Origin of the sequence: Myroides oncorhynchi, from assembly GCF_020905415.1 — a bacterium.
Classification (GTDB): Bacteria; Bacteroidota; Bacteroidia; order Flavobacteriales; family Flavobacteriaceae; genus Flavobacterium; species Flavobacterium oncorhynchi_A.
Map to the genome: position 1 here is coordinate 4,110,711 of NZ_JAJJMP010000001.1, position 21,676 is coordinate 4,132,386.

Annotated in this window: 25 protein-coding genes and 1 pseudogene; 17 read left to right on the forward strand and 9 right to left on the reverse strand. The window is 33.2% G+C overall.

Going from position 1 to position 21,676, the window contains the following annotated elements; genetic code table 11:
- Positions 1-26 precede the first annotated feature (26 nt).
- The 3 genes and pseudogenes from LNQ81_RS17915 to LNQ81_RS17925 form a co-directional block, all read right to left on the reverse strand.
- Complete coding sequence (locus LNQ81_RS17915; RefSeq protein WP_229949139.1) at positions 27-1,691, reverse strand: hypothetical protein; 1,665 nt, start codon at positions 1,689-1,691, stop codon at positions 27-29.
- A 29-nt stretch (positions 1,692-1,720) separates the two neighbouring features.
- On the reverse strand, positions 1,721-2,365 hold the full coding sequence (locus LNQ81_RS17920) for a hypothetical protein (protein ID WP_229949140.1): 645 nt from the start codon (positions 2,363-2,365) through the stop codon (positions 1,721-1,723).
- A gap of 77 nt (positions 2,366-2,442) precedes the next feature.
- A pseudogene (locus LNQ81_RS17925) lies at positions 2,443-3,877 on the reverse strand (IS4 family transposase).
- 431 nt (positions 3,878-4,308) lie between these two features.
- Between LNQ81_RS17925 and LNQ81_RS17930 the strand changes: the two are divergent.
- Entirely contained in the window at positions 4,309-4,989 is a 681-nt protein-coding gene (locus LNQ81_RS17930) for a Fic family protein (protein ID WP_229949141.1), read from the forward strand.
- 233 nt (positions 4,990-5,222) lie between these two features.
- On the opposite strand, the gene LNQ81_RS17935 is transcribed toward LNQ81_RS17930, so the two are convergent.
- A complete protein-coding gene (locus LNQ81_RS17935; protein ID WP_229949142.1) occupies positions 5,223-5,804 on the reverse strand; it encodes a hypothetical protein in 582 nt (193 codons plus the stop codon).
- Positions 5,805-6,118: 314 nt separating this feature from the next.
- Between LNQ81_RS17935 and LNQ81_RS17940 the strand changes: the two genes are divergently transcribed.
- From LNQ81_RS17940 to rlmH, 9 genes are all read left to right on the forward strand, one after another.
- Complete coding sequence (locus tag LNQ81_RS17940; protein ID WP_229949143.1) at positions 6,119-6,454, forward strand: PadR family transcriptional regulator; 336 nt, start codon at positions 6,119-6,121, stop codon at positions 6,452-6,454.
- A 26-nt stretch (positions 6,455-6,480) separates the two neighbouring features.
- Positions 6,481-7,122, forward strand: a complete 642-nt coding sequence (locus LNQ81_RS17945) for a hypothetical protein (RefSeq protein ID WP_229949144.1) — start codon at positions 6,481-6,483, stop codon at positions 7,120-7,122.
- A 14-nt stretch (positions 7,123-7,136) separates the two neighbouring features.
- Complete coding sequence (locus tag LNQ81_RS17950; protein ID WP_229949145.1) at positions 7,137-7,787, forward strand: hypothetical protein; 651 nt, start codon at positions 7,137-7,139, stop codon at positions 7,785-7,787.
- Positions 7,784-8,389, forward strand: coding sequence for a hypothetical protein (locus tag LNQ81_RS17955; protein WP_229949147.1), 606 nt, complete (start codon positions 7,784-7,786; stop codon positions 8,387-8,389). The genes LNQ81_RS17950 and LNQ81_RS17955 overlap by 4 nt, the downstream gene beginning before the upstream one ends.
- A 6-nt stretch (positions 8,390-8,395) precedes the next feature.
- Positions 8,396-9,094 (forward strand): hypothetical protein, encoded by a 699-nt coding sequence (locus LNQ81_RS17960; RefSeq protein ID WP_229949148.1) that lies wholly within the window; start codon positions 8,396-8,398, stop codon positions 9,092-9,094.
- Between the two features lie 6 nt (positions 9,095-9,100).
- Positions 9,101-9,763 (forward strand): hypothetical protein, encoded by a 663-nt coding sequence (locus LNQ81_RS17965; protein ID WP_229949150.1) that lies wholly within the window; start codon positions 9,101-9,103, stop codon positions 9,761-9,763.
- Positions 9,760-10,656 (forward strand): hypothetical protein, encoded by an 897-nt coding sequence (locus LNQ81_RS17970; protein ID WP_229949151.1) that lies wholly within the window; start codon positions 9,760-9,762, stop codon positions 10,654-10,656. Before LNQ81_RS17965 ends, LNQ81_RS17970 begins: the two co-directional genes overlap by 4 nt.
- A gap of 10 nt (positions 10,657-10,666) precedes the next feature.
- On the forward strand, positions 10,667-11,359 hold the full coding sequence (locus LNQ81_RS17975; protein WP_229949152.1) for a hypothetical protein: 693 nt from the start codon (positions 10,667-10,669) through the stop codon (positions 11,357-11,359).
- Positions 11,360-11,492: 133 nt separating this feature from the next.
- Entirely contained in the window at positions 11,493-11,966 is a 474-nt protein-coding gene (rlmH, locus tag LNQ81_RS17980; protein ID WP_229949154.1) for a 23S rRNA (pseudouridine(1915)-N(3))-methyltransferase RlmH, read from the forward strand.
- A 65-nt stretch (positions 11,967-12,031) separates the two neighbouring features.
- On the opposite strand, the gene LNQ81_RS17985 is transcribed toward rlmH, so the two are convergent.
- Complete coding sequence (locus LNQ81_RS17985; protein ID WP_229949155.1) at positions 12,032-12,640, reverse strand: hypothetical protein; 609 nt, start codon at positions 12,638-12,640, stop codon at positions 12,032-12,034.
- Positions 12,637-13,461, reverse strand: coding sequence for a dihydropteroate synthase (gene folP / locus LNQ81_RS17990; protein WP_229949156.1), 825 nt, complete (start codon positions 13,459-13,461; stop codon positions 12,637-12,639). Before folP ends, LNQ81_RS17985 begins: the two co-directional genes overlap by 4 nt.
- A gap of 125 nt (positions 13,462-13,586) precedes the next feature.
- On the opposite strand from folP, the gene LNQ81_RS17995 reads away from it, so the two are divergent.
- The 7 genes from LNQ81_RS17995 to LNQ81_RS18025 all read left to right on the forward strand — a co-directional run bounded on the left by LNQ81_RS17995 (position 13,587) and on the right by LNQ81_RS18025 (position 20,096).
- The gene (locus LNQ81_RS17995) at positions 13,587-14,132 is read left to right on the forward strand and encodes a DUF1599 domain-containing protein (protein WP_229949158.1); all 546 of its coding nucleotides are present in this window, start codon (positions 13,587-13,589) and stop codon (positions 14,130-14,132) included.
- A gap of 28 nt (positions 14,133-14,160) precedes the next feature.
- The gene (locus LNQ81_RS18000; protein WP_229949159.1) at positions 14,161-15,261 is read left to right on the forward strand and encodes a BT_3928 family protein; all 1,101 of its coding nucleotides are present in this window, start codon (positions 14,161-14,163) and stop codon (positions 15,259-15,261) included.
- Positions 15,262-15,273: 12 nt separating this feature from the next.
- A complete protein-coding gene (locus LNQ81_RS18005; protein ID WP_229949161.1) occupies positions 15,274-16,350 on the forward strand; it encodes an ABC transporter permease in 1,077 nt (358 codons plus the stop codon).
- Positions 16,351-16,374: 24 nt separating this feature from the next.
- Positions 16,375-16,956, forward strand: coding sequence for a TlpA family protein disulfide reductase (locus tag LNQ81_RS18010; protein WP_229949163.1), 582 nt, complete (start codon positions 16,375-16,377; stop codon positions 16,954-16,956).
- Position 16,957: 1 nt separating this feature from the next.
- Positions 16,958-17,713, forward strand: a complete 756-nt coding sequence (gene tpiA / locus LNQ81_RS18015; protein ID WP_229949165.1) for a triose-phosphate isomerase — start codon at positions 16,958-16,960, stop codon at positions 17,711-17,713.
- Between the two features lie 453 nt (positions 17,714-18,166).
- On the forward strand, positions 18,167-19,024 hold the full coding sequence (locus tag LNQ81_RS18020; RefSeq protein WP_229949167.1) for an AraC family transcriptional regulator: 858 nt from the start codon (positions 18,167-18,169) through the stop codon (positions 19,022-19,024).
- A 343-nt stretch (positions 19,025-19,367) separates the two neighbouring features.
- Complete coding sequence (locus LNQ81_RS18025) at positions 19,368-20,096, forward strand: FAD-binding oxidoreductase (protein ID WP_229949169.1); 729 nt, start codon at positions 19,368-19,370, stop codon at positions 20,094-20,096.
- A 68-nt stretch (positions 20,097-20,164) separates the two neighbouring features.
- On the opposite strand, the gene LNQ81_RS18030 is transcribed toward LNQ81_RS18025, so the two are convergent.
- From LNQ81_RS18030 to LNQ81_RS18040, 3 genes are all read right to left on the reverse strand, one after another.
- Positions 20,165-20,698: a DUF4269 domain-containing protein gene (locus LNQ81_RS18030; RefSeq protein ID WP_229949171.1), complete on the reverse strand. Its 534-nt coding sequence runs from the start codon at positions 20,696-20,698 to the stop codon at positions 20,165-20,167.
- 17 nt (positions 20,699-20,715) lie between these two features.
- Entirely contained in the window at positions 20,716-21,048 is a 333-nt protein-coding gene (locus LNQ81_RS18035; protein ID WP_229949173.1) for a DMT family transporter, read from the reverse strand.
- Positions 21,049-21,111: 63 nt separating this feature from the next.
- Positions 21,112-21,672, reverse strand: a complete 561-nt coding sequence (locus tag LNQ81_RS18040; protein WP_229949174.1) for a Crp/Fnr family transcriptional regulator — start codon at positions 21,670-21,672, stop codon at positions 21,112-21,114.
- Positions 21,673-21,676 lie beyond the last annotated feature (4 nt).

Sequence of the window (21,676 nt, forward strand, 5' to 3'; positions counted from 1 at the left end):
TTTATTAAGACGCTCTGGCTATTACTTTATATCAAACTTATTATCAATTCATTTAAACTACCAGAATAAGAATAGTAATTTTTCTCATCTTTCTTAAACATCTTTCGAATAATATCTTTAGGGTAATTATCTACTATAAACTGAGCTAATTCTTCAATATTAGCCACATTAAATCTCTTAGTTTGTCCTACTCTGCTTACTCGTTCTAAAAACTTATCACTATCACATTTAAAGAGTAATTCTTTAAAATGATTAACTAAGGCTTGAGAGGTAGAAGAACTAATGCTTTCCACCATCTTTTTATACTTCCCTTCATATTCTAAAACCTGAAAATACACCAATTTTTCTTCGTTATAACTATTGCGAAATTTTTCTAATACTTTCTTTTTAAACTTACCTAAGTCCACTTTATCCTCTAAATAGGTAGAGATATATACATAATCATCAAATTTGTAGTTAAAAAAGAATACTTGTATCTTTATACGAGCGGACTCATTAGTCATATTTTGCAGTTCATAAGCACTGATTAATATCTCACAATATCCCACAGACTCACAATCAACATAATTTTTTCTCAACATACCCTTACAGTGCTTTATGACAAGAATAGCATCAATAGGAAGTAAAGCATTTAATAAGGCACAATTATATTCAGGAGCATATTCATTTATTTCGAACTCCTTATGATAGTCTTTAAATAACTGTTGTTCTACTAAAATATCTAAAAATATCTGTAGTATATAAGTGCTGAATCCACTTCTCCTACCTACAATTGTTTCCATTATTTTACCTACTTCACGCCCACAAAACAGTTTAGTTTCTACATCTGCTTTTTCATAAATTTTTTGAAATATTTCTATTAAAATTGCCAACACAGTATTCTGCTTATTAACTACTATTTGCTTAGATAAGTAATGTATACTATTGTGAACTACCTCTATATCATTCACATTTAGCAAAGACAAAATAAAATTAGTAATTAAAGATTCTGCATAAGTACCAAGCCTTTTACTTGTGAACTTTACAGTGTATTTCAACTGTAAAAGCTCTTCATAAATAATCACATAAATATCCAGTGCTATAGGCTTACTAATATTAAAAACCAAAAACTTCTCAATAGGTTCAACTGTAAGAGTAAGCAGATTCACAAACTTCTTAATATCATCAGCACTCGCGCTCTTTCGTTTCCCAAAAGAAGAAGATATCGTTTTTTTTATAATATCTCTGACCTGCTTTGCTGTATATACAATATCTTCTTGCTTCTTAAACTTTAAGAGAAACTCTTGCTCTACTGCTTTCTCTTTTGCAAACAACTCCACAAACCACAGATATACTTCCTCTTGATTCGCTTCATGCAAGACAGTTGCGCTCTCACTCATTTTCTTTTTGGTAATAGGTTTCTTAAGAACAGATTTGCCCACTGCCTTTTTCCCTTTTAAAGTATCGTCTATAGCCATAAGTAACTTAGTTTGGTGTGAACACATGACTATATTGTCAATCTCACATTCACAACTTCTACTAAGTACTTGTTTCCCATCAATTACAATCTGTACATCGTAACTTTCCTCTTTATCATCTACAAACGCTATCCAGTGTCCTTTACTCTCTTCCTCTACTTCACGTATAGATAATTGGGCTGCTTTTCTTACAGTAGCTCTTTCTACAAATTTTAACAACTGTGCTATTGTCATCTTTTACTTTTTTCTATCTACAAATATACTTACTCTTCCCAAACTCTCCTTTCTTTGCTACAATACCCTGTCACCATATCTAATACATCATCTATCTTATCTCTCCAACCAGGCACTATATCATATACTTTCGCCAATGCAGTCAATGTTTCTATTGCTCTATTTTGCCTTCCTCCTTGAGCTCTATACTCTTTTAGATAAGCTAATACCTCAGCAGTGAAAGTCTGCTGTCCATTAATTAGCAAATCTAATATATACTGTCTTAGCATAACATCTAACTTGACTTGAGGCAGTATATTTCGTAACTGAATACCTAAGTCCTCTATATCCTTATAAAGGATGTGATAATCAGCGAGACCAGACATTGTAGTTGAGTGAGAAGCATCTGCCCGACGTAGATAAACCACAGGCTTTCCTTGTGATTTAGCATATCCTGCCTCTATTCCTATCCCGATACCCTTATCTGTTGTCTCTGCCAATAAGCAACAACTCTCATCGATATCCTTTATCGCCTGAGTCATCATCTCTTTCTCTTGATGAAGCGCAAATGTATACTGTTCTATAAACACAAATGGTTTATATCCTATAGCTTCTATCTCTTCTTTTATCATATCTGTAACTTCTCTTAACTCCTGTTGCATAGAGAAACTACACGAAATATATATTTGGTTCATTTAATATTTTTCTAAAGAGGAAAGATAGTTATTCTCATTTTAATATTACATAACTCAAGTTTCGCACCTCAAAAAAATTATGTAAGTGGTTGATGTTTAAAGTTAACAGTATTTAGTAAGAGTTCAAAATCTTCTATACTTGATATTACTTTAGCTGTAAACTCTACAATATCAATGTTGTAAGTCTAATTTTTCAATAAATTCCAAAATTAGACTTACAACAGCTAATATCCTTATATTTAATTTGTGTTCAATATAGTCTTGTTTCAAATCTTTAAACAACCCGCCTAAGGTTTCATAAGCTTCCATACGGTATCGAATACTAGCAAGTAAATACTGAGTCATTGTAATTGTTATTTGTGCAATGTGAACATCGAAGTTCGTTGACTGACATTTTCCAAGTTTAAAGAGTTGCTTCGCTTCTTTAAAAAAAACTTCAATTGACCACCTAATACTGTAAATTTCAATTGCTTTGATAAAAGTTAATGCGGTGTCTGTAGCTATTAAAGTATGCCATTTACCATTCTGACCACGTTTTGAAATAAAAACAGCAACTTTAAGTCCATCGATTTCAGATATGTAGTGATAATAATAGTAATTAAGTTTACGACATCTTTTAGGCTTAAGTTGCTGTTTCTTAAGTTGTGAAATGGTCTTAACTTTGGATTCAACTTCAATTTTACTATTGTATTTATACATTCCAATAATATGAATTGTCTTGCCAAGACTACGTATTTTTTTAAGTAAACTAATACTAGTAAACCAAGTATCCATTAAAACATAATCTATTGCTATTTTACGCTTTATAATCCTTGAAAACATTTGTATTAGTACATCCGTCTTCTTTTTGTTTAGTTCTGTATATCTTTTTGAAGCAACCGTTTTAGGGCATCTAGTGGTCTTTTTTTGCTCTTTACGTTGCTTTATTGTTAAACCATATTTTTGTTTTGATTTTTTATTCTCACGATGTAAACTAAAATCAATTGGAATAAAAATACTCCCATTCCAATATCCTGCTACTAGTAATTTGAATCCTAGATAGTATGTCTTTGAAACATGATTGTATATTTTTGAGATACCTTCGATAGTTTCTCCTGTTTTATGAAGGTCTGTATCATCAAAAATTAAACACTTCGTTGCATTTTCTGTTGAAGTAAAAAGCTCCTCCTTTTGTAAATATTGTTTTACAAACTGAAATAGAAATGATCTCCAATTGATGTTTTGATTTGCTAAAAGTCGATAGTAAGAATCTTTACCACATAAACTTATACCTGAGTTTTTGCTACTGACAAGTTCATTAATGCTTTGAATACCAATAATAGAAAAGACTAAGAGTGAACCGATTAATTGTTCAAAAGAATAACCCGCTTTCTTGCACCAGTTAAATTGGTTTTTAATTTTATTGAATCCTAAAATATTTAGATGCGCCTGTAGATATTCAGAACTCATCCAAACCTTTTTAAACTTTCCTTTTAATTCTTCAACTTTAGTAATATCTTCGTGTTGTAGCATGTTTTGTACTTTGTGTGTGGTAACTTAAAGATACAATAAAACCAAGGGAACCCCCTTGGTTTGCATGCTATTTTTTTATCCTTTTAAACCCTGTGAAATAGGGGTGCGAAACTTGAGTTACATAATTAAACAATACCTCATTACTTCACACCCATATACTATCAAATATGTCTTTACAGCTTGACTATACTTGCCGTTATCGGCAAAACACGAATAACCCTATGAACTATATTTCAGTTAAAGAGTTTGCTATCAAATGAAATGTCTCAGAGAGAACAGCGCGTAACTACTGTACCACAGGTAAGATACAAGGGGCTTTTATAACTGGCAAAACTTGGAATATACCAGCAGATGCTCCAATACCACAAAAAGCACAAACTAGAAAATTCAGTAACAATCTCCTTTTAAATCACTTAAAAGAACAAAAAGATATGAAGTTAAAAGGAGGTATCTATCATCGTACGCAGATAGATCTGACTTATAATTCTAACAGAATTGAGGGAAGTAAACTTACACAAGATCAGACGCGATATATGTTCGAGACCAATACTATAGGTGCAACTAAGGATAGTGTGAATGTGGATGACATCATAGAAACGACAAATCACTTTAGCTGTATAAATCTAATCATAGATAAAGCGAAAGTGAAGTTAACAGAATCACTTATTAAAGAACTACATTACATACTTAAATCTGGTACATCTGATGCACGTAAAGAGTGGTTTAATGTATGTGATTATAAGAAACTCCCTAATGAAGTGGGAGGCAATAAAACCTGTCATCCAAAGGAAGTCTCTAACCAAATGAGAAAACTAATTACCTCTTATAACAACATAGATAATAAATCAATAGAGGACATCATAGACTTCCACTATCACTTCGGAATAATCCGTCCGTTCCAAGATGGCAATGGTCGCATAGGTCGTCTAATTATGTTTAAAGAATGTCTTGCGAATAATATTGTTCCATTTATTATTGAAGATGACATCAAAATGTTTTATTATCGCGGTTTACAAGAATGGCCAACTATTAAAGAATATCTGCTAGACACCTGTCTTTCTGCTCAAGATCAGTACAAAGCCATCCTAGACTATTTCGAAATTAAATATTAGTTACGAAATAAAACAATATCCCCACTTCTTGCTGAATAACAGCATATTTATATCACCATTCGTGCTCACAGCCCTTCTGTCAGCAACAACACTGCACGCATAGGGCAGGCATTCGGCAATGATTATAGATAGTCGCAAGAATATGACACCCCATTTATCAGCGCCTTTAAAAACAAAAAAACCTCGAATAGGATTATCTATTCGAGGCTGATTAGTTCAACATTGATTCTAAGTTAAAACTCATATACTTCAAGTTGTTTCTCGTCGAATACAACTTCAGCGTGACCACTTGGTGCATCATAAGATGCTTTAGCTACCACAGATGGATTAGATGGGTATGTTCCATTAGCATATACTAATGACTTCCACTCTCCACCTGATTTCACAGTTAGAATTTTCCAATCATTATCTACAGTAGGTTCTACAAAAATAGCTCCTTGCATTACCGTAAACTTCGTTATTAATTTATAGTTCGAATCTAATAATAACATTGTACATCCTCCTGAACCACAGAAATAAGAACCTGGTAAACTTACAAAAGTCTCTTTTTTGCCATCATTATTTAAGTCTATTGAATATAACTTAAACTGACGATCAGTTTCTGTCATTGTCTTCAAGTCAGCATCTGTCAAAAGCTCATTCTTAATAAAATTACTTACTCCTAACACCACATCTGATCCTAAAGCATCAGCCTTAGGTTCTTGAAACTCTATTACCTCTTCTAGAGGTTCGATAGCCTCTATTTTCTTTTCTTTCTTACACGAAGTCAATGCTAGTCCTCCACATAAAATAACTAGTAAACTTAATCTTTTCATACCTATTAAAAAATCGTTTGTATCGTACAAATATGGACAAAGAAGTTTGATTTTCCTTCATTAAAGTAACTTATTTTTTAAGCGCTACTATTTCTCCTTTTCTTTCTAAAACAGTTCAATTACTTACTAAGATTATGCCAATGCTCCAATATTCTCAATTAAGACAAAACAACAAAAACACATTAAAACAAACAATTACCTACATTTATCAAATATTTAAACATCAAAATATAAAAAATATCCAAAAAGTATATACCTAAGATTTGGAGGTATCAATATTTTTTATAGTTTTGTTATACATAAGAATCTTAAGTATGAAAAAGCAACAACAATTATATAAAGGAAGTCTCAATGCCATCATTATGAAATTACTTGATCAGAATGGGCGAATGTATGGATATGAGATTACACAGAAGGTAAAGGAGGTAACCGAAGGCGAAATGAGTTTAACGGAAGGAGCGCTCTACCCTGCCCTCCATAAACTAGAGGCTGACGGCTTCTTAGATGTAGAACTAGAGCGTGTAGATGGACGAGTACGTAAGTACTATAAACTCACCGAGTCTGGAGTAAAAGAAACTACTTCTAAAATGGAAGAGCTTGAAAGCTTTATCCGCAATATGCAGAACATTGTCAACCTAAAATTGACATAATTGGCAACCACCAAAGACAAAACACAATGAAAACACTTACTATAAACCAACAACAACTAATTATCGCTGAGATAGCAAGATATAATGTGCGTTATGCCAATCTTAAAGAAGAATTGACAGATCATATCTTCTGTGAAATAGAAGAGCTATATCATACAAGATACGAGTTTGAACAAGCTTTTATACAAGTATTTGATAAATGGCATCCTATGCTGACTCCTAGAAAAGACTTTAAGTATAGACATGTTCCTTCTTTTATCTCTAATACTTGGTATCGTAGAGATGATAACAGATGGAGAATAGCAGGTGTTATTACTTTCTTATTTGCCTTAATCAATTCACTCTTTTTAAAATTAGATCATACCACTCATAATATTAGCTTCTTTGCGATCAGTTTGATAGGGCTTATATTATCTGTTCTACTATTCATGAAGAATCGCAAGAGACAGAACTATAGAGCTTCTTATTTGATTCTAAAATCTATGGTATCTGGTAGTACACTACTTGTATTCACTCTTATACTTGGTACAAAAGTTTACAGATATATGATTAACGGCTTTACTATGGGAGACCTTGATCTACTATCATTAATTTCACTATACCACTGTATCAATATTATAGTGTTATCTAGAGAAAATAGTAGACAACGTCGTACACAGATTGCTTAAAAAAACAAAATGCTATGAAAACACTAACTACCGACCAAATAAATCAAATAGAAGAGTTTTTAACCTCTCAATATAACATCAAATATCAAGACTCTCGTGATGAAGTTCTTGATCATATTGCTTGTGAAGTAGAGGAATTAATGAATGAGGGTGCATACTTTAGTGAAGCCTTTAAATTAACGATAGCTAAGTGGCACAGTCAATTAAAACCTTCACTACTAATGAAGAAAACACCTAGACTAGTAGTAAATACATTTATCAGACAAGATGTAAAAGTGTTAACAGGACTTTTCTGTATAACTGCATTAGGTGTGATTAGTACTTATTCTTTCCTATCAAATTATATTTCATTAATATTTCTTGCGTTCTTACTCTCTGCTTCCAATATTATGTTATATGGTGTTACAAAATATGCTAAAACAAAAGTAGTTAACTATAAAACGGACTATTGTAAAGAACAAATAACTGTATTAAGTTGGTTTAGCTTCTTCTTAATTGATATGATGGTATTCATTCTTTATATAGATGTACATCCAAATGCTTTAGTCTATGTGAACCCTTTAATGTTATTCTTTGCATTGTTTATGAGTTGTGCAATTGGATATTTCATTGTAAAACTCCAAAAAGAATACACTAAAGCCTCACCTTCAATACAACAATTATGAAAACACTTACTATCAACCAAATAAAACAAATAGAAGAGTTTTTAACCTCTCAATATAACATCAAGTATCAAGATACTCGTGATGAGGTATTGGATCATATAGCCTGTGAGATAGAAGAACTGATAAATGAGGGGGCTGAGTATGACACTGCATTCAAAAACACTTTTAATAAATGGCATAATGATTTAACGCCACATATGTTTATTCGTTATCATAATGTACCTTCTTATCTAGGTCGTCAATGGGTTAAGAGAGATGTACTTAGTATCATCCTAGCAATGATAATAGGAATAGGATTACCTTATATCTTTAAAAACACAATAGAGGAATACAATCTAGCCAATATAATAGGTAACTCTCTATGTATAACTAGTATCTTATTGGGCACTTTTATAACTATCCGATACTATGGAATCAAAGGATATAGGATAAGTCAACTAAAGAAAGATGTACTAGGTTACGGCGGTATTTCTCTATTTTATCTTCTGCTTTTTTGGGGAGGTTTTACTTACAAATTGTTACCAATGATGTTTATTTTTACTCTATACCAACTCTACTACATATCAGAAATACAAAAAGTAAATATTAGAACTATTAACTAAGCAATTATGACAACACTAACCACTGAACGGATACAAGAGATAAGAGCCTTTATCATCAGTAAAGATGTGAAGTATTACGAAACAATAGAAGAACTTACTGATCACCTAGCTTCTTCTATAGAAGAGAAATGGTCTGAAGGTGAAAATAATAACTTAGAATATCTATTAGCTAAAGAATATGAAAACTTTGGTCCTTATAAATTCTTATCTATTCAAGAAAGTAGAGAGAAACAAAAATTCAGAGAATATAAACATATGTTTTTCAAATCTTTAAAAGAGTTTTTTACATTTCCTTTAATAATTACAGTTTTAGCTATAGTATTACTAATTGCAGCATTACTTCATTGGATAGGTCAAGAGTATAAATTCTTAACTATGATAGTTATGATGAGCCCTATAATTGTATTCATTTATATTTATGTAATAGATTTAGTGCTACGAAAAAAAGTGAAGACAAAACTACTATTAGACAGTACTTATTCATCTGTTATGAGTTTTTCGTTACTCTCAAATACAATCTTCTTTAATGTCATTATGCAGGGCAAAAGGTTCTTTAATCTACCTACTACTTATGACTCTATAGGAGATTGTTTATTAATGGCTTCGGGTATTACCTTAACTATACTTAGTATCTATGTTGGTCTTAAAATTATAAAGCCAGCCTACCAAAATGAAAGAGATAGAGTATTAAAAACTATTAACTAGACACTTATGGCAACACTTACTATTGATCAAATAAAAGAAATAGAAGAGTTCTTAATCACTCAGTACAATATCAAATATCAAGATACTCGTGAGGAAGTACTTGATCATATTGCCTGTGAGATAGAAGAACTGATGAATGAAGGTTATGAATATAGAGATGCTTTTGAACAGACTTTTATAAACTGGAAGGTTTTATTAAAAACAGATCCTTTTCATCTCTATAAAAACACCCCCTACTTTATCTCTAAAAACTGGATTGAAAAAGATAGTAGAATAAAAAACAACTCTATCTTATTGGGGATAATTCTTGCTGTTTGTCAAATGACAGCTCTAGTGTTTTCAAATAGTTTATACTTTATAGTTTCAATATTATTAGCTCTAGGTTCATTGAATATAGTATTTATGCTTAAACACTATATCAAAATGATAGCAAGTGAACATGCTGTTTATCTAAAGAAGAGAATTAAAAAAACAACTTCTTATAATGCCTTAATATTAGTGCTATTCATAAGTATCCTAATCTTTCAACACTTACTTAAAAAAGGCGATTTACTAGGCTTCACTCAAGGTTTTATAATTGGAGGGGCTTTATTTGTTCCTTTTTCATTAACCTGGACACTGCTTACTTATAAATCGTACAAACAACAACTAAGCAAAACTGAAGTATGATGAAAAAAACAATTAACTTAATAATTCTATTATTATTCACTAGTATATCTTACTGTCAAATATCAGAAGATATAAATAGGATACTAGTCGATGTACTATACAAAGACCAACATTATAGAAATCTATACGATAAAGAACAAGATAGTAATGCTAAGAAAGAGTTATCATCTACTATCTCTTCCTATGACAAGAAGAACCAAGAGATAGTACTTCCTATAATAGAACGATTAATTAATGGAGAAGATTTAAAATTAGATGAGACTAGTTGGAGTACTTGTTTCTTAGTACTACAACACGCTGATTTAGAAACTCAATTAAAGTACAAAGACTTTATTTTACACTACTATAAAGCAGGTAAAATAAAGAATTACGAATATCTTATATTTATAGATAGGATAAATGTAAATACTAATAGACTACAGACTTTTGGTAGTCAAGTAATAGAACTTCCTAATGGCAAGTTATTAGTATATCCATATGCTTCTTATGACACTAGAATGAAAGCTTTTAACAGTATAGACATGAATATTCTTAATTTCTCAGTGATTAATGGCACTATGAGATACAGCACTAATCTAAACAAAAAGAAAGAAGAAGAGATCGGTAAGCAATATCCTATTGTAACTCTAAAAGAGAATGACTTTGTTTTTTTAGGAGCTGTTATAGACAAACAAGATTACAAAGGTGTAGCTGACATACAGGTTCTAAATAACAATATAATAGTTGCTACTACTGATGATACAGGTTATTTTCAATTTATAGTCAACAAGAATGAAGTTCCAAAAACTATTCGTTTTAAATACAATAACCTAGAATACACATACAAAACCGATACACCTATAGAGGGGACTGATTTCAGATTAATAGTGAAAGCTACTGAAGCCTTTAAATAAGCGTAAAATTATGATAAAAACACTAACTACTGACCAAATACAAGCTCTACACACTTTCGTAAAGAAACACTATGTAGAATACTATGATATCGAACTGGAGCTAGTCGATCACTTAGCCAATGGAATAGAGTCTCAATGGAGGGAGGATGCTTCACTTACCTTTGAAATAGCTTTAGACAGAGAGTTTAAGAAGTTTGGGGTATTTGGGTTTAGTGATGTGGTAGATAGAAAAGAAGGTACTTTAAAAAACTATTACATCAAACTAATATTAAAAGAGATAGTGCATTTCTTACATTGGCCTAAAGTAATTATGACTGCAGGGTTATATTATATGTTATACCTGGTGATAGCTTACTTATCACAGAGTTTTGAGCTAAGAGATATTACTTCTATTACTGGTCTCTTAGCAGTCAGTATCTCAGGAATATATTTTATCATAGTTAGTGTACAAACGAGAAGGGAAAGCAAAACAGAGAATAAAAGATGGTTAATGGACAGGGTTAGACTATCTATTCTAGCATTTCCAATAACTGCTTATTGGTTATTCATCACAATACTCTCAGGTATCTCTAGATACTCTGTTCATTTATGTGTGCTAAGCGTATTGTTCATTGGGTTATGGTTATATATTACCCACTTTGTGATATCACCTCAGCTAAAACGAGAGAAAGAAAATATTAAAAATAAGATACTAATGGTTTAATCAACTACACACTATGATCGCATTTATAACTAAAATAGTCTTATACATCTGTAACCTTTTATTACATTGGTTATAGTACTGTTGTGGTAGTTTTACAGAAAAAAACTACTTTTGCAAAAAATAAATCAGACAGATGAATATCAAATTACTTGCAATCGGTAAAACAGACAGTAAACCATTACAAACATTAATGGATGAATATATGAAGAGATTGTCTTTTTATGTGAAGTTTGACTTAGAAGTTATTCCCGATATCAAGAATGCAAAGAATATGTCTGAAGAGCAACAGAAACTAAAAGAAGGTGAACTAATCTTGTCTAAAATAGGTCCTACTGACCAATTAATCTTACTAGACGACAAGGGGAAAGAGTTTACTAGTATTGGCTTTGCCGATGAGTTACAGAAGAAGATGAACTCGGGTATCAAGACCTTGGTATTCGTTATCGGTGGTCCTTATGGCTTCTCAGATGACGTATATAAAAATGCAAAAGGGAAAATATCATTATCTAGAATGACATTCTCCCATCAGATGATTCGTTTATTTATTATAGAGCAAATCTATAGAGGATTTACTATCCTACGCAATGAGCCTTATCACCACGAATAGGTTTTATAATTAACAGTTTACAGTGAATGGTTGACAGTAATCCGTTTCACGATTTTACTACTCTACTAATAGATTAAATCTGTCTTTAAAAACTTGTCTACTACTTCTTTTTCTACAAAGAAAATACGCGTTTGTAGATAAGTTTCATACGTAAGATCTTTATTCACTCCTAACTGTAGGCTATCCTTGTCCTTTATTGCTTCTAATAATTGGTCTTTTGTTACAGCCTTTCCTTCTACTAAAAAGTTATTAGCATCTTTAAGATATACTACCTTATCCAGTGTAGTTGGCCCTACGAATCCGTAGTCAAAACCTTTAATAGGAAATAGAGACAAGTGTTTATGTAAGGTATCAGCATAGCTAAGATATACGCCCTTCTCATCTCTGTGCATATTATCCTCTGCGTATTTGTGATCTTTGATACGCTTAATCTCTTGTAATACTTCTTTTACATTAAGATCACGCTGTATAGATACAACATAATTCGTACCTGCTATTCTATTTGCTTCATTGATGTTTATAGCCTTCCCATCTTCTCCTGTTTCAAAATAAATAGGTGAATGATCATCCACTCCTTCTTCCACGATAAAAGCTGCACGACTTAACTGCATCTCTTTTTTATTACAACTTGCTAATAACAGGATAGCAGGAATTAATAATAATACTTTTTTCATATACTCAATTGTTTTACTATTTCTCTTGTTTGTACTGCCTCTTTCACATCGTGAACCCTTAGGATGTGTGCTCCTTTTTGTAGAGCGACAGTATTTAATACTGTTGTGCCATTCAATGCTTCTTGAGGTGTAATGTCAAATAATTTATATATCATCGACTTTCTAGATATACCTACTAAAATAGGCAATTCAAAAGAAGATAACAACTCCATTTTACCCATTAGCTCATAATTCTGTTCTAAGGTCTTCGCGAACCCAAAACCTGGGTCTAATATCAGGTCATTTATCTTGTACTCTCTAGCTTTTGCTATTCTTTCTGAGAAGTATATATTCACTTCTTTCACTAAGTCAGTATAGTCAGTCATCAACTGCATTGTCTGAGGATTTCCTTTCATATGCATCATAATATAAGGCACCTGAAGTTCTCCTATAGTTGGTAACATCTGCTCATCTAGATGTCCTGCTGCGATATCATTAATAATCGATGCACCAGCTTCTACAGTAGCTCTTGCTACACCAGCTCTAAAAGTATCTATGGATAAATGTGTCTTAGGAAACTCTTTTTGTAATAACTCAATGATAGGTACAATGCGTTCTATCTCTTCCTGCTCACTGACAAACTCTGCACTGGGTTTACTAGAGTAAGCTCCTACATCTATAAAGTCTGCCCCATCTTTTATCATCTGCTCTGCGTGAACTAAGAAAGCACTATCTGTCTTATACTGTCCGCCATCAAAAAAAGAATTAGGTGTTATATTCAGTATTCCCATTATTTTAGGAGTACTCAAATCAATTAATTCTCCTTTACAATTTATTGTCATTGTGTGCAATGCGTTACTTTTTTATGTAGTTTTATATTATTAATTACATCAAAAATACTTCGACCTCTTTCAAAGGGCTAGTATTATTAGTATTTTTGAAAAAATATTACACAAATATAATCTAAATGAATACGACTTCTGCTCAATTCGACCAAGTAATTACTATTTGCCGAAACTTATATATCAAGAAAATGACTGACTATGGATGTTCTTGGAGAATCTTAAGAATGACTTCATTTACTGATCAAATATACATCAAAGCTCTTAGGCTTAGAAGTATTCAAGATAATGTAGTACGCAAAGTAGATGAGGGTGAAATACCTGAGTTTATCGGTATCATCAATTACTGTATCATGGCTCTCATCAGTCTAGAGATCGGTGTGTCTACACATCCTGATTTATCAGTAGAAGAGGCTACTGCTCTTTACGACAAAAAGGTAGCCGAAACAAAACAACTGATGGAAGACAAAAATCATGACTATGGAGAGGCTTGGCGCGATATGCGTGTAAGTTCTCTAACAGATATTATCTTACAAAAACTACTACGTGTAAAACAAATAGAAGACAACCAAGGTAAAACTATCGTATCTGAAGGAATTGATGCAAATTATCAAGACATGTTGAACTATTCTGTATTCGCATTGATACACTTAGAGTTGCCAAACCAATAAACCACTATACTAACACAATCAAATTACTATGAAAATAATAGCTCAATTATCTAGAATCTTTGTAGGTGTATTATTTATCCTATCTGGTTTAGTCAAACTAAATGACCCTATGGGGTTCTCCTATAAACTAGAAGAGTATTTCTCAGAAGCAGTTCTGAATCTTCCTTTCTTGACTCCTTACGCAGTAAGTTTAGCTGTCATATTAGTCATCGCTGAGGTTATTTTAGGTGTTGCTCTATTAATAGGATATGCAAGAAAGTTGACATTGATGCTATTATTCTTAATGATTGTGTTCTTTACATTCCTTACCTTCTACTCTGCTTACTTTAATAAAGTGACAGACTGTGGATGTTTTGGAGATGCTGTACCATTAACGCCTTGGGGCTCTTTTACGAAAGACATTGTACTTTTAATCTTGATTCTTATCATTATGAAGTATAACCAAGTAATTAAACCTATCTTCTCGTCTAAAGTGAATGGTATTATCATATTAGCTTCTTTAGTACTATGTAGTTTTATGGGATACTGGGTACTTAATCACCTTCCTCTTAAAGACTTTAGAGTGTATAAAATAGGTACTAATATACCTGAAGGAATGGATATACCTGAAGATGCGCCACGTGCTGTATATGATATCACGTTCTACTACGATGTAAATGGAGAAGAACGCAAGTTCTCAGATAAAGAATTGACTAAACTTCCTGAAGGTGCTAAATACCTTAGAAGAGAAGAAAAGCTAGTATCAGAAGGATACCAACCTCCTATCCACGACTTGACAATGGATAAAGATGGTGAAGACCACTTATCGATGATGATGGGAGAACCTAAGCTAGTCATGCTTATCTCGTATGACTTAAAGAGAGCAGACGAAGCTGGTCTAGAGGCTATGAGAGACTTTGCTAATAAAGCAATCGTAAAAGGATATGTAGTAGCAGGTATGACAGCATCAAGTCCTGATCTTATCCAACAAGTAATCAAAAAGCACAAACTACCTTTTGAATATTACACTTGTGATGGGACTACACTTAAGACTATCGAACGTGGTAACCCTAGTATCGTAGTGATAGAGAGTGGTGTTATCGTAGATAAAAAACATTGGAACGACAGAGAATCTGTAAACTTAAAATAAGAACAACTACCCTTGTTAAGTTACTTTTTAAAAAAACTATTATACGCTTTCTTCACTTTATTTGGTGTAGTTACGGTAGTGTTCTTTTTGTTTAACGTCCTACCTGGTGATCCTGCTAGAATGATGCTTGACCAAAATGAGAATTCAGAACAACTACTTGCTATCAAAAAGAAGTATGGCTTTGACCAACCAAAAGGAAGACAGTATCTCTTATATCTAAACGATTTATCTCCTCTCTCTATACACAGTCAGACAGCAGGTGATTATAGCTATAACGCAGAGAATAAATATACAGGTACAGTGTTATTTAGCATTAGCAACTATGATCTAATGCTAAAAACACCTTACCTAAGAGAAAGCTTTCAGAAGAGTGGTAAGAAAGTAAGTAGTATACTTGCTGAGACCTTACCTAACACAATACTTCTAGCAACTTTAGCTATATGCATAGCCTTGTTCTTTGGGGTATTTTTAGGAGTCATCTCTGCTTTGTATAAAAACACTTGGCTTGATAAAACTATTGCTATTATCAGTACATTCGGGATGAGTATCCCTTCTTTTTTTAGTGCTATCCTATTTGCTTGGATATTCGGATATATCTTACACAGCTACACAGGACTATCAATGACAGGGAGCCTATATGAAGTAGATGACTTCGGAGAAGGAAGACACTTAGTACTTAAGAATGCGATATTGCCATCTGTAGTACTCGGTATTAGACCACTAGCAGTAGTAATCCAATTAATGAAAAATACACTCTTAGAAGTCCTAAATCAAGATTATATACGCACCGCTAAAGCTAAAGGATTGAGTACAGCACAGATTATCTATAAACACGCGTTAAAAAACTCTTTAAACCCTGTGGTTACAGCCTTATCTGGATGGTTTGCCTCTATGCTTGCAGGAGCAGTATTTGTAGAGTATATCTTCGGATGGAATGGATTGGGTAAAGAAATAGTTGATGCATTAAATACGTTAGACTTACCTGTTATTATGGGGGCTGTACTTATTATCTCTTCTTCTTTCGTAATCATTACTATTTTAGTAGATTTGATATACGCTTATCTAGACCCTAGAATCAAGTTAAATTAAAACAATAAAACAGAAATATAACCTATGAAAAAAATATTTATTGCCATCGCTCTTGTAGCTGTATCATTTGCTTCTTGTAAAGAAGAAACACAAAAAACAGAAGAAGTTACAACTACACTTGCTGATGAAACTACTGCTACACCTGAGGTAGAGCAAGTAAAAGACACAACTGCTTTCGCTCAAAGAGCTTTAGAACAAGAGTTCGCTGAACTAGATGGTAAAGCCATTACGTTACAACAAATCCTTGAGCAACAAAAAGGAAAGGCTATTGTTATTGATGTTTGGGCTGCTTGGTGTCCTGACTGTATCAAAGCAGTACCTACAATGAAAGAAATCAAAAAAGAATTTCCTAATGTAGTTTTCGTAAACCTTTCTTTAGATAAAACAGAAGAAGCATGGAAAGAAGCAATAAAGAAATACGGTATAGAAGGACTACAATATTACTCTAAAGAAGGAAAAGGGATGAAAGGTGACTTCGGTAAGTCATTAGACTTAAACTGGATCCCTCGTTATATCGTAGTTGATAAAGAAGGAAATATAGCATACTATAATGCTACTGAAAAGAACTTCGACCAAATAAAAGACTTACTTAAAAAAATTCAATAATATGAGACATTCAATCGTTGCAGGTAACTGGAAGATGCATAAGACTTATGCAGAGACACACACTCTATTAGATGAGTTAATCGAAAAATTACCTTCAGGAAAAGAAGTTGAAGTTATCGTAGCTCCAACTTTTGTGAACTTAGCTAGTGCTGTAGCTCATTTAGAAGGAACTAATGTACAAGTATCTGCTCAGAATATGCACCAAGCGGAAGGCGGGGCTTTCACAGGTGAAATATCTGCTCAGATGCTTACAGCTATTGGAGTAGAGACTGTTATCATTGGGCACTCTGAGAGAAGACACTTCTTTAACGAAACTGACGCTGTATTAGCTGATAAGGTAAATACTGCTTTACGTCATAATATGCGTGTGATCTACTGTATCGGTGAAGAGCTTAAAGACAGGGAGAACAAACAGTTCTTAAACGTTATCTTTAACCAACTAAGAGATGGGCTATTCCACCTTACGAAAGAACAGTGGAGTAATATCGTTATCGCATATGAACCTGTATGGGCTATCGGAACAGGGATGACTGCTTCTCCTGAACAAGCACAAGAGATTCACGCATTTATCCGTCAAGAAATTGACAGAAAATACGACAAGTCTGTAGCTGAGAATACTTCTATCTTATACGGAGGAAGTGTAAAACCTAGTAATGCGCAAGAGATCTTCTCTAAGCCTGATGTAGACGGTGGTCTTATCGGTGGTGCTGCTCTAGTGGCTGATGACTTCATCGCTATCGTAAACGCTGCTAACTAATAGCAACTATAATATATCTAAAGGCTTTAAGTGATTACTTAAAGCCTTTTTTTATTTGCAAAAAACAACAAATACAACTGAATGCCAAATAGTTATTATTTGAAAGCAGCTAAATTATTTATACATTTGCACTATGTTAGTTACAAGAAACGATATTACTTTTTTTAAATAACTTATCAAAAGCAAATGACTTCATTGCAATAGATACAATACCTGAGAACTTTATTACTGAGTTTCAATGGTATTTCTTTGGGAAGACTTTTGTAGAAAAAGATGGTGAGTTATTCGCTTATCCACACGACATAAAAGAGTGGGTAAGATATATGTATGCCAAGTAAGCTAACAATTCAATCCACTAAATAGCTTCCCTCCTCCCTTATAGTACTTTTACAACTTATTTAAATAGATTCTAAATAATTATCATACATTTGTATTCTATTAAATGATATACAAATGACTAATACTAATGAAATTATCACGTACAGCCAGTCTCCTAAAGCTTTAGGTGGTATTTATGTAAAAGATCATATCCATATAGATCAGAAGAAGTCTATCATTAACCATACGCATAGAGATGATTATTACGTAATATCTATTATTACTAATGGAGAGATGAGAATGGACTGTGAGATGGAGACATTCACTGCCTTACGCAATAACATACTTATCGTCAAACCTCATCAAATACACAACGTTAGACATATCAGTGATGACTTCAGAGGATATCTATTAGGCATACAAGAGTATAGAATACCTAATGACATCAATGATCTGCTATACACGCTACCAGATAGTCAACAACTTCTAAACATAAAAGAAGATGAGATGGATATGCTCGCTACTACTTTTGAATTAATGAAAAAGCACACTGCTGTAGATAGCCAACACAAAACTCAAATCATCAATGGTCTGTTCTCTACAGTACTATATAGCATCTGTTCTCAGACTACACATACGCAACCAGTAAAAGAATTGGGTACGCAGTCTCAACCAACTGTAATCACAGGTAACTTTAAACGTCTAATCACACATCAGACGCACTTAAACCTACCTTCTTACTTTGCAAATAAGTTGAACATAACCACTGCTCACCTTAATGACTGTGTAAAGAAAACAACGGGACATACTGTGAGTTATTGGCTAAAGAAATCTATTCTAGATGAAGCTAAACGCCTACTTTATTATACCAACAAGCCAGTTAAAGAGATTGCTTTTAACCTTGGTTTTGAAGATCATACCTATTTCTCACGTATGTTTAAAAAACTAACTTATCAGACCCCTCTACAATTTAGGGATACAGTGAGAGCCTAAGTCTTTTTGTGATGTTGTGGAATCGTTTTTTTGTGATGCCGTGATATACAACTGTCTTAATTCTTAATTTGCAATTAGATCACATTCCTTGTAGATATACTTGCTCAATATAATGAGACCCTTCGTTCCTCAGGGGTGACATAGTTTGTGGAAGTTGATAGCGAATAAAACAACTGCGCTAGTGCGGATTTAAAATCCATACCGTATATGTCCTAATGCCGAAAGCAAACATTCCTAATTCCTAATTGAAGCCGAAGGCGCCTCTATTTATCCAATCATCTCCTATTAAAGTTTTATTATTTAGAATCAGTTTATCTAGACCTTTGTTTTAAATAAAAATGATATGCCGAAGATACCAAAACTAATAGGAACTATAGTAAAGACTGCTTGGAGCAAGATGTTTATCACTGTTACTGTCACTCAAAAAGAACAAATAAGTACTGAACTGTTGAGAATACGCTTTGAAGCAAACCTATCTAATTCAAAGTATGAGATAGGACAAGCTATACTAATGCAGATATCAGATACAGAATATAGAAACTATACACCTAGTGCTTTTAATAAAGAAGAGGGGTACTTCAATGTGCTTTTTCATCAGAAAGCTAAAGGTCCGGGAACAACCTTTTTTAGAGAAGTAGCCATCGGAGCAAAGCTAACGTCTAGTCTACCTAGAGGTCAGAATGTCTATGATGAAAATACCTATTATCATTTTTTCTATGGGGATGATACTTGTATTGGTTTTTGCCAAGCATTACAAGAAGAAATGAAAAAAAACAATCACAAACTAGAGGGTATACTTGAGTTGAGTGATAATGCAATACCATATGCCAACGACTATTTACCTTATATGGAGTACATCGAGAAATCAGATGATAAAGAAGTATATCCTGCAGTTGATTATCTAGAATCTATAGATACTTATCGTTGGAATAAGATTATGCACGGACAATTTTACCTTATGGGTAATAGTAAAAGTATACAGAAGTTCAGAAAGGCACTTAGAGCAAAAGGAGTGTCTGCCAATAATATCATCACACAGCCTTTTTGGGCGGAAGGAAAAGTTGGGCTATAAGTACAATCATTCATTTATCAGATACCTACTGCATATAAGCTAAAGTAGGTATCTTGACTCCTTACCCCCTATCTATTTTTATACATTAACAGTGCTTTATACGGATCTCCTTTTAATCCTAACAACTGTGCAAAGGCAGGTTCTGTCTTTATTCCCAATTCTTTGAGCTTGATAACTTCTTGTCTAAACACCTCGTCTTTAACTTGTAAAATCCTATGTTCTATCAGCATATGTCTGTAGCCATTCTGTTTATTTACAGCGATAGCCTGAGCGAATAACTCTACAGGAAACTCAGCTATCGTAAAATTGACAACCACAGTAGGTATACTAGCAATAATCACCTCTGTCAGTACATAGTCTTGCATAGAAGAAAAAGCTATTCCTACTACTTGAATAAACCCTTCCCTATCTTCAAAACAACAAGCAATATCTAAATCACTACTCTCTATCGCAATATCAATAGGAAAGGTTCCTATCAATACAGGATCAAAAGCCTTAAGTGTCTCCATTATACGATATTGTTCAAGTACCTCACCAATACGCTGTTGTACGACATTACCTTGTTTTAAATAAGTCAGGTTTCTAAAATCAATATTACTCATTTATCTACTTATAACTACTAATGTGCACTCATTTTAGAGAACACATTGATTACTACTACTCCTGCTATAATCAGCCCTAAACCTACTATCGCAGGCAAATCTGGTTTCTGATTATACAGTACAACAGCCACCAAAGTTACTAATACTATTCCTACCCCCGACCATATCGCATACGCCACTCCAACAGGAATACTGCGCAAGGTCAAACTCAAACAATAAAATGCAGCCGCGTACATCACAATAGTCAATACACTAGGCCACAACTGCGTAAACTCATTAGATGCCTTCAACGCACTTGTCCCCACTACTTCACAGCAAATCGCTATGAACAAAAAGATGAAATTCTTCATATATCACGCTAATATTAGGGTACAAAAATAGCCCTCAAATGAGGGCTACTATTTTGATATATATCAAATTCGTCTAATTCTGCTTAATGTCTCTTGCGAAATACCCAAGTAAGACGCTATATTACCAAGAGGGATGCGGTGGACATCGCTTTCTAAATCTTTAATTAATCGATGATAACGTTCTGTAGCAGACATCGTCTGTAACTGAAAAGCCCTATCCTCTAACTGCAAACAATAATCTTCTGTGGCTCTCCTCAAAATCAGGTTGAGCTCAGGATACTCTTTGTAAAAACGAAACAACACTTGATTGGGAATAGCATATACCACACAGTCTTCCATACATTGGATAAACTCTAGAGATGCCTTGCTCTTATACATCTGATAAGTAGATCCCATAATCATCTGCTCGAATACAAACCACACATCTATCTCTTGGTCATTATGCATATAGAATCCACGCACAAATCCTTCTTCTAATACATAGAGACTCCCCGAGAGTTGACCTTTCTTTAGTAGGTACTCCCCTTTTTTCTTATAAATAATCTGAATATTTCTCTCTAGTGCATCTTTACACATCGGAGATAAATACCCATATTGCTCGAATAATCTAATCAACATATTCATAGCG

Coding starts and splice junctions, on each gene's coding strand:
- LNQ81_RS17955 (WP_229949147.1), top strand. CDS start 7,784: ATGAAAACACTTACTATCAACCAAATAAAACAAATAGAAGAGTTTTTA.
- tpiA (WP_229949165.1), top strand. CDS start 16,958: ATGAGACATTCAATCGTTGCAGGTAACTGGAAGATGCATAAGACTTAT.
- LNQ81_RS18010 (WP_229949163.1), top strand. CDS start 16,375: ATGAAAAAAATATTTATTGCCATCGCTCTTGTAGCTGTATCATTTGCT.
- rlmH (WP_229949154.1), top strand. CDS start 11,493: ATGAATATCAAATTACTTGCAATCGGTAAAACAGACAGTAAACCATTA.
- LNQ81_RS17985 (WP_229949155.1), bottom strand. CDS start 12,640: ATGAAAAAAGTATTATTATTAATTCCTGCTATCCTGTTATTAGCAAGT.
- LNQ81_RS17940 (WP_229949143.1), top strand. CDS start 6,119: ATGAAAAAGCAACAACAATTATATAAAGGAAGTCTCAATGCCATCATT.
- folP (WP_229949156.1), bottom strand. CDS start 13,461: ATGACAATAAATTGTAAAGGAGAATTAATTGATTTGAGTACTCCTAAA.
- LNQ81_RS17935 (WP_229949142.1), bottom strand. CDS start 5,804: ATGAAAAGATTAAGTTTACTAGTTATTTTATGTGGAGGACTAGCATTG.
- LNQ81_RS17995 (WP_229949158.1), top strand. CDS start 13,587: ATGAATACGACTTCTGCTCAATTCGACCAAGTAATTACTATTTGCCGA.
- LNQ81_RS17970 (WP_229949151.1), top strand. CDS start 9,760: ATGATGAAAAAAACAATTAACTTAATAATTCTATTATTATTCACTAGT.
- LNQ81_RS17965 (WP_229949150.1), top strand. CDS start 9,101: ATGGCAACACTTACTATTGATCAAATAAAAGAAATAGAAGAGTTCTTA.
- LNQ81_RS17945 (WP_229949144.1), top strand. CDS start 6,481: ATGAAAACACTTACTATAAACCAACAACAACTAATTATCGCTGAGATA.
- LNQ81_RS17915 (WP_229949139.1), bottom strand. CDS start 1,691: ATGACAATAGCACAGTTGTTAAAATTTGTAGAAAGAGCTACTGTAAGA.
- LNQ81_RS18030 (WP_229949171.1), bottom strand. CDS start 20,698: ATGAGTAATATTGATTTTAGAAACCTGACTTATTTAAAACAAGGTAAT.
- LNQ81_RS17920 (WP_229949140.1), bottom strand. CDS start 2,365: ATGAACCAAATATATATTTCGTGTAGTTTCTCTATGCAACAGGAGTTA.
- LNQ81_RS18020 (WP_229949167.1), top strand. CDS start 18,167: ATGACTAATACTAATGAAATTATCACGTACAGCCAGTCTCCTAAAGCT.
- LNQ81_RS18035 (WP_229949173.1), bottom strand. CDS start 21,048: ATGAAGAATTTCATCTTTTTGTTCATAGCGATTTGCTGTGAAGTAGTG.
- LNQ81_RS17930 (WP_229949141.1), top strand. CDS start 4,309: ATGAAGTTAAAAGGAGGTATCTATCATCGTACGCAGATAGATCTGACT.
- LNQ81_RS17950 (WP_229949145.1), top strand. CDS start 7,137: ATGAAAACACTAACTACCGACCAAATAAATCAAATAGAAGAGTTTTTA.
- LNQ81_RS17960 (WP_229949148.1), top strand. CDS start 8,396: ATGACAACACTAACCACTGAACGGATACAAGAGATAAGAGCCTTTATC.
- LNQ81_RS18025 (WP_229949169.1), top strand. CDS start 19,368: ATGCCGAAGATACCAAAACTAATAGGAACTATAGTAAAGACTGCTTGG.
- LNQ81_RS18000 (WP_229949159.1), top strand. CDS start 14,161: ATGAAAATAATAGCTCAATTATCTAGAATCTTTGTAGGTGTATTATTT.
- LNQ81_RS18040 (WP_229949174.1), bottom strand. CDS start 21,672: ATGAATATGTTGATTAGATTATTCGAGCAATATGGGTATTTATCTCCG.
- LNQ81_RS17975 (WP_229949152.1), top strand. CDS start 10,667: ATGATAAAAACACTAACTACTGACCAAATACAAGCTCTACACACTTTC.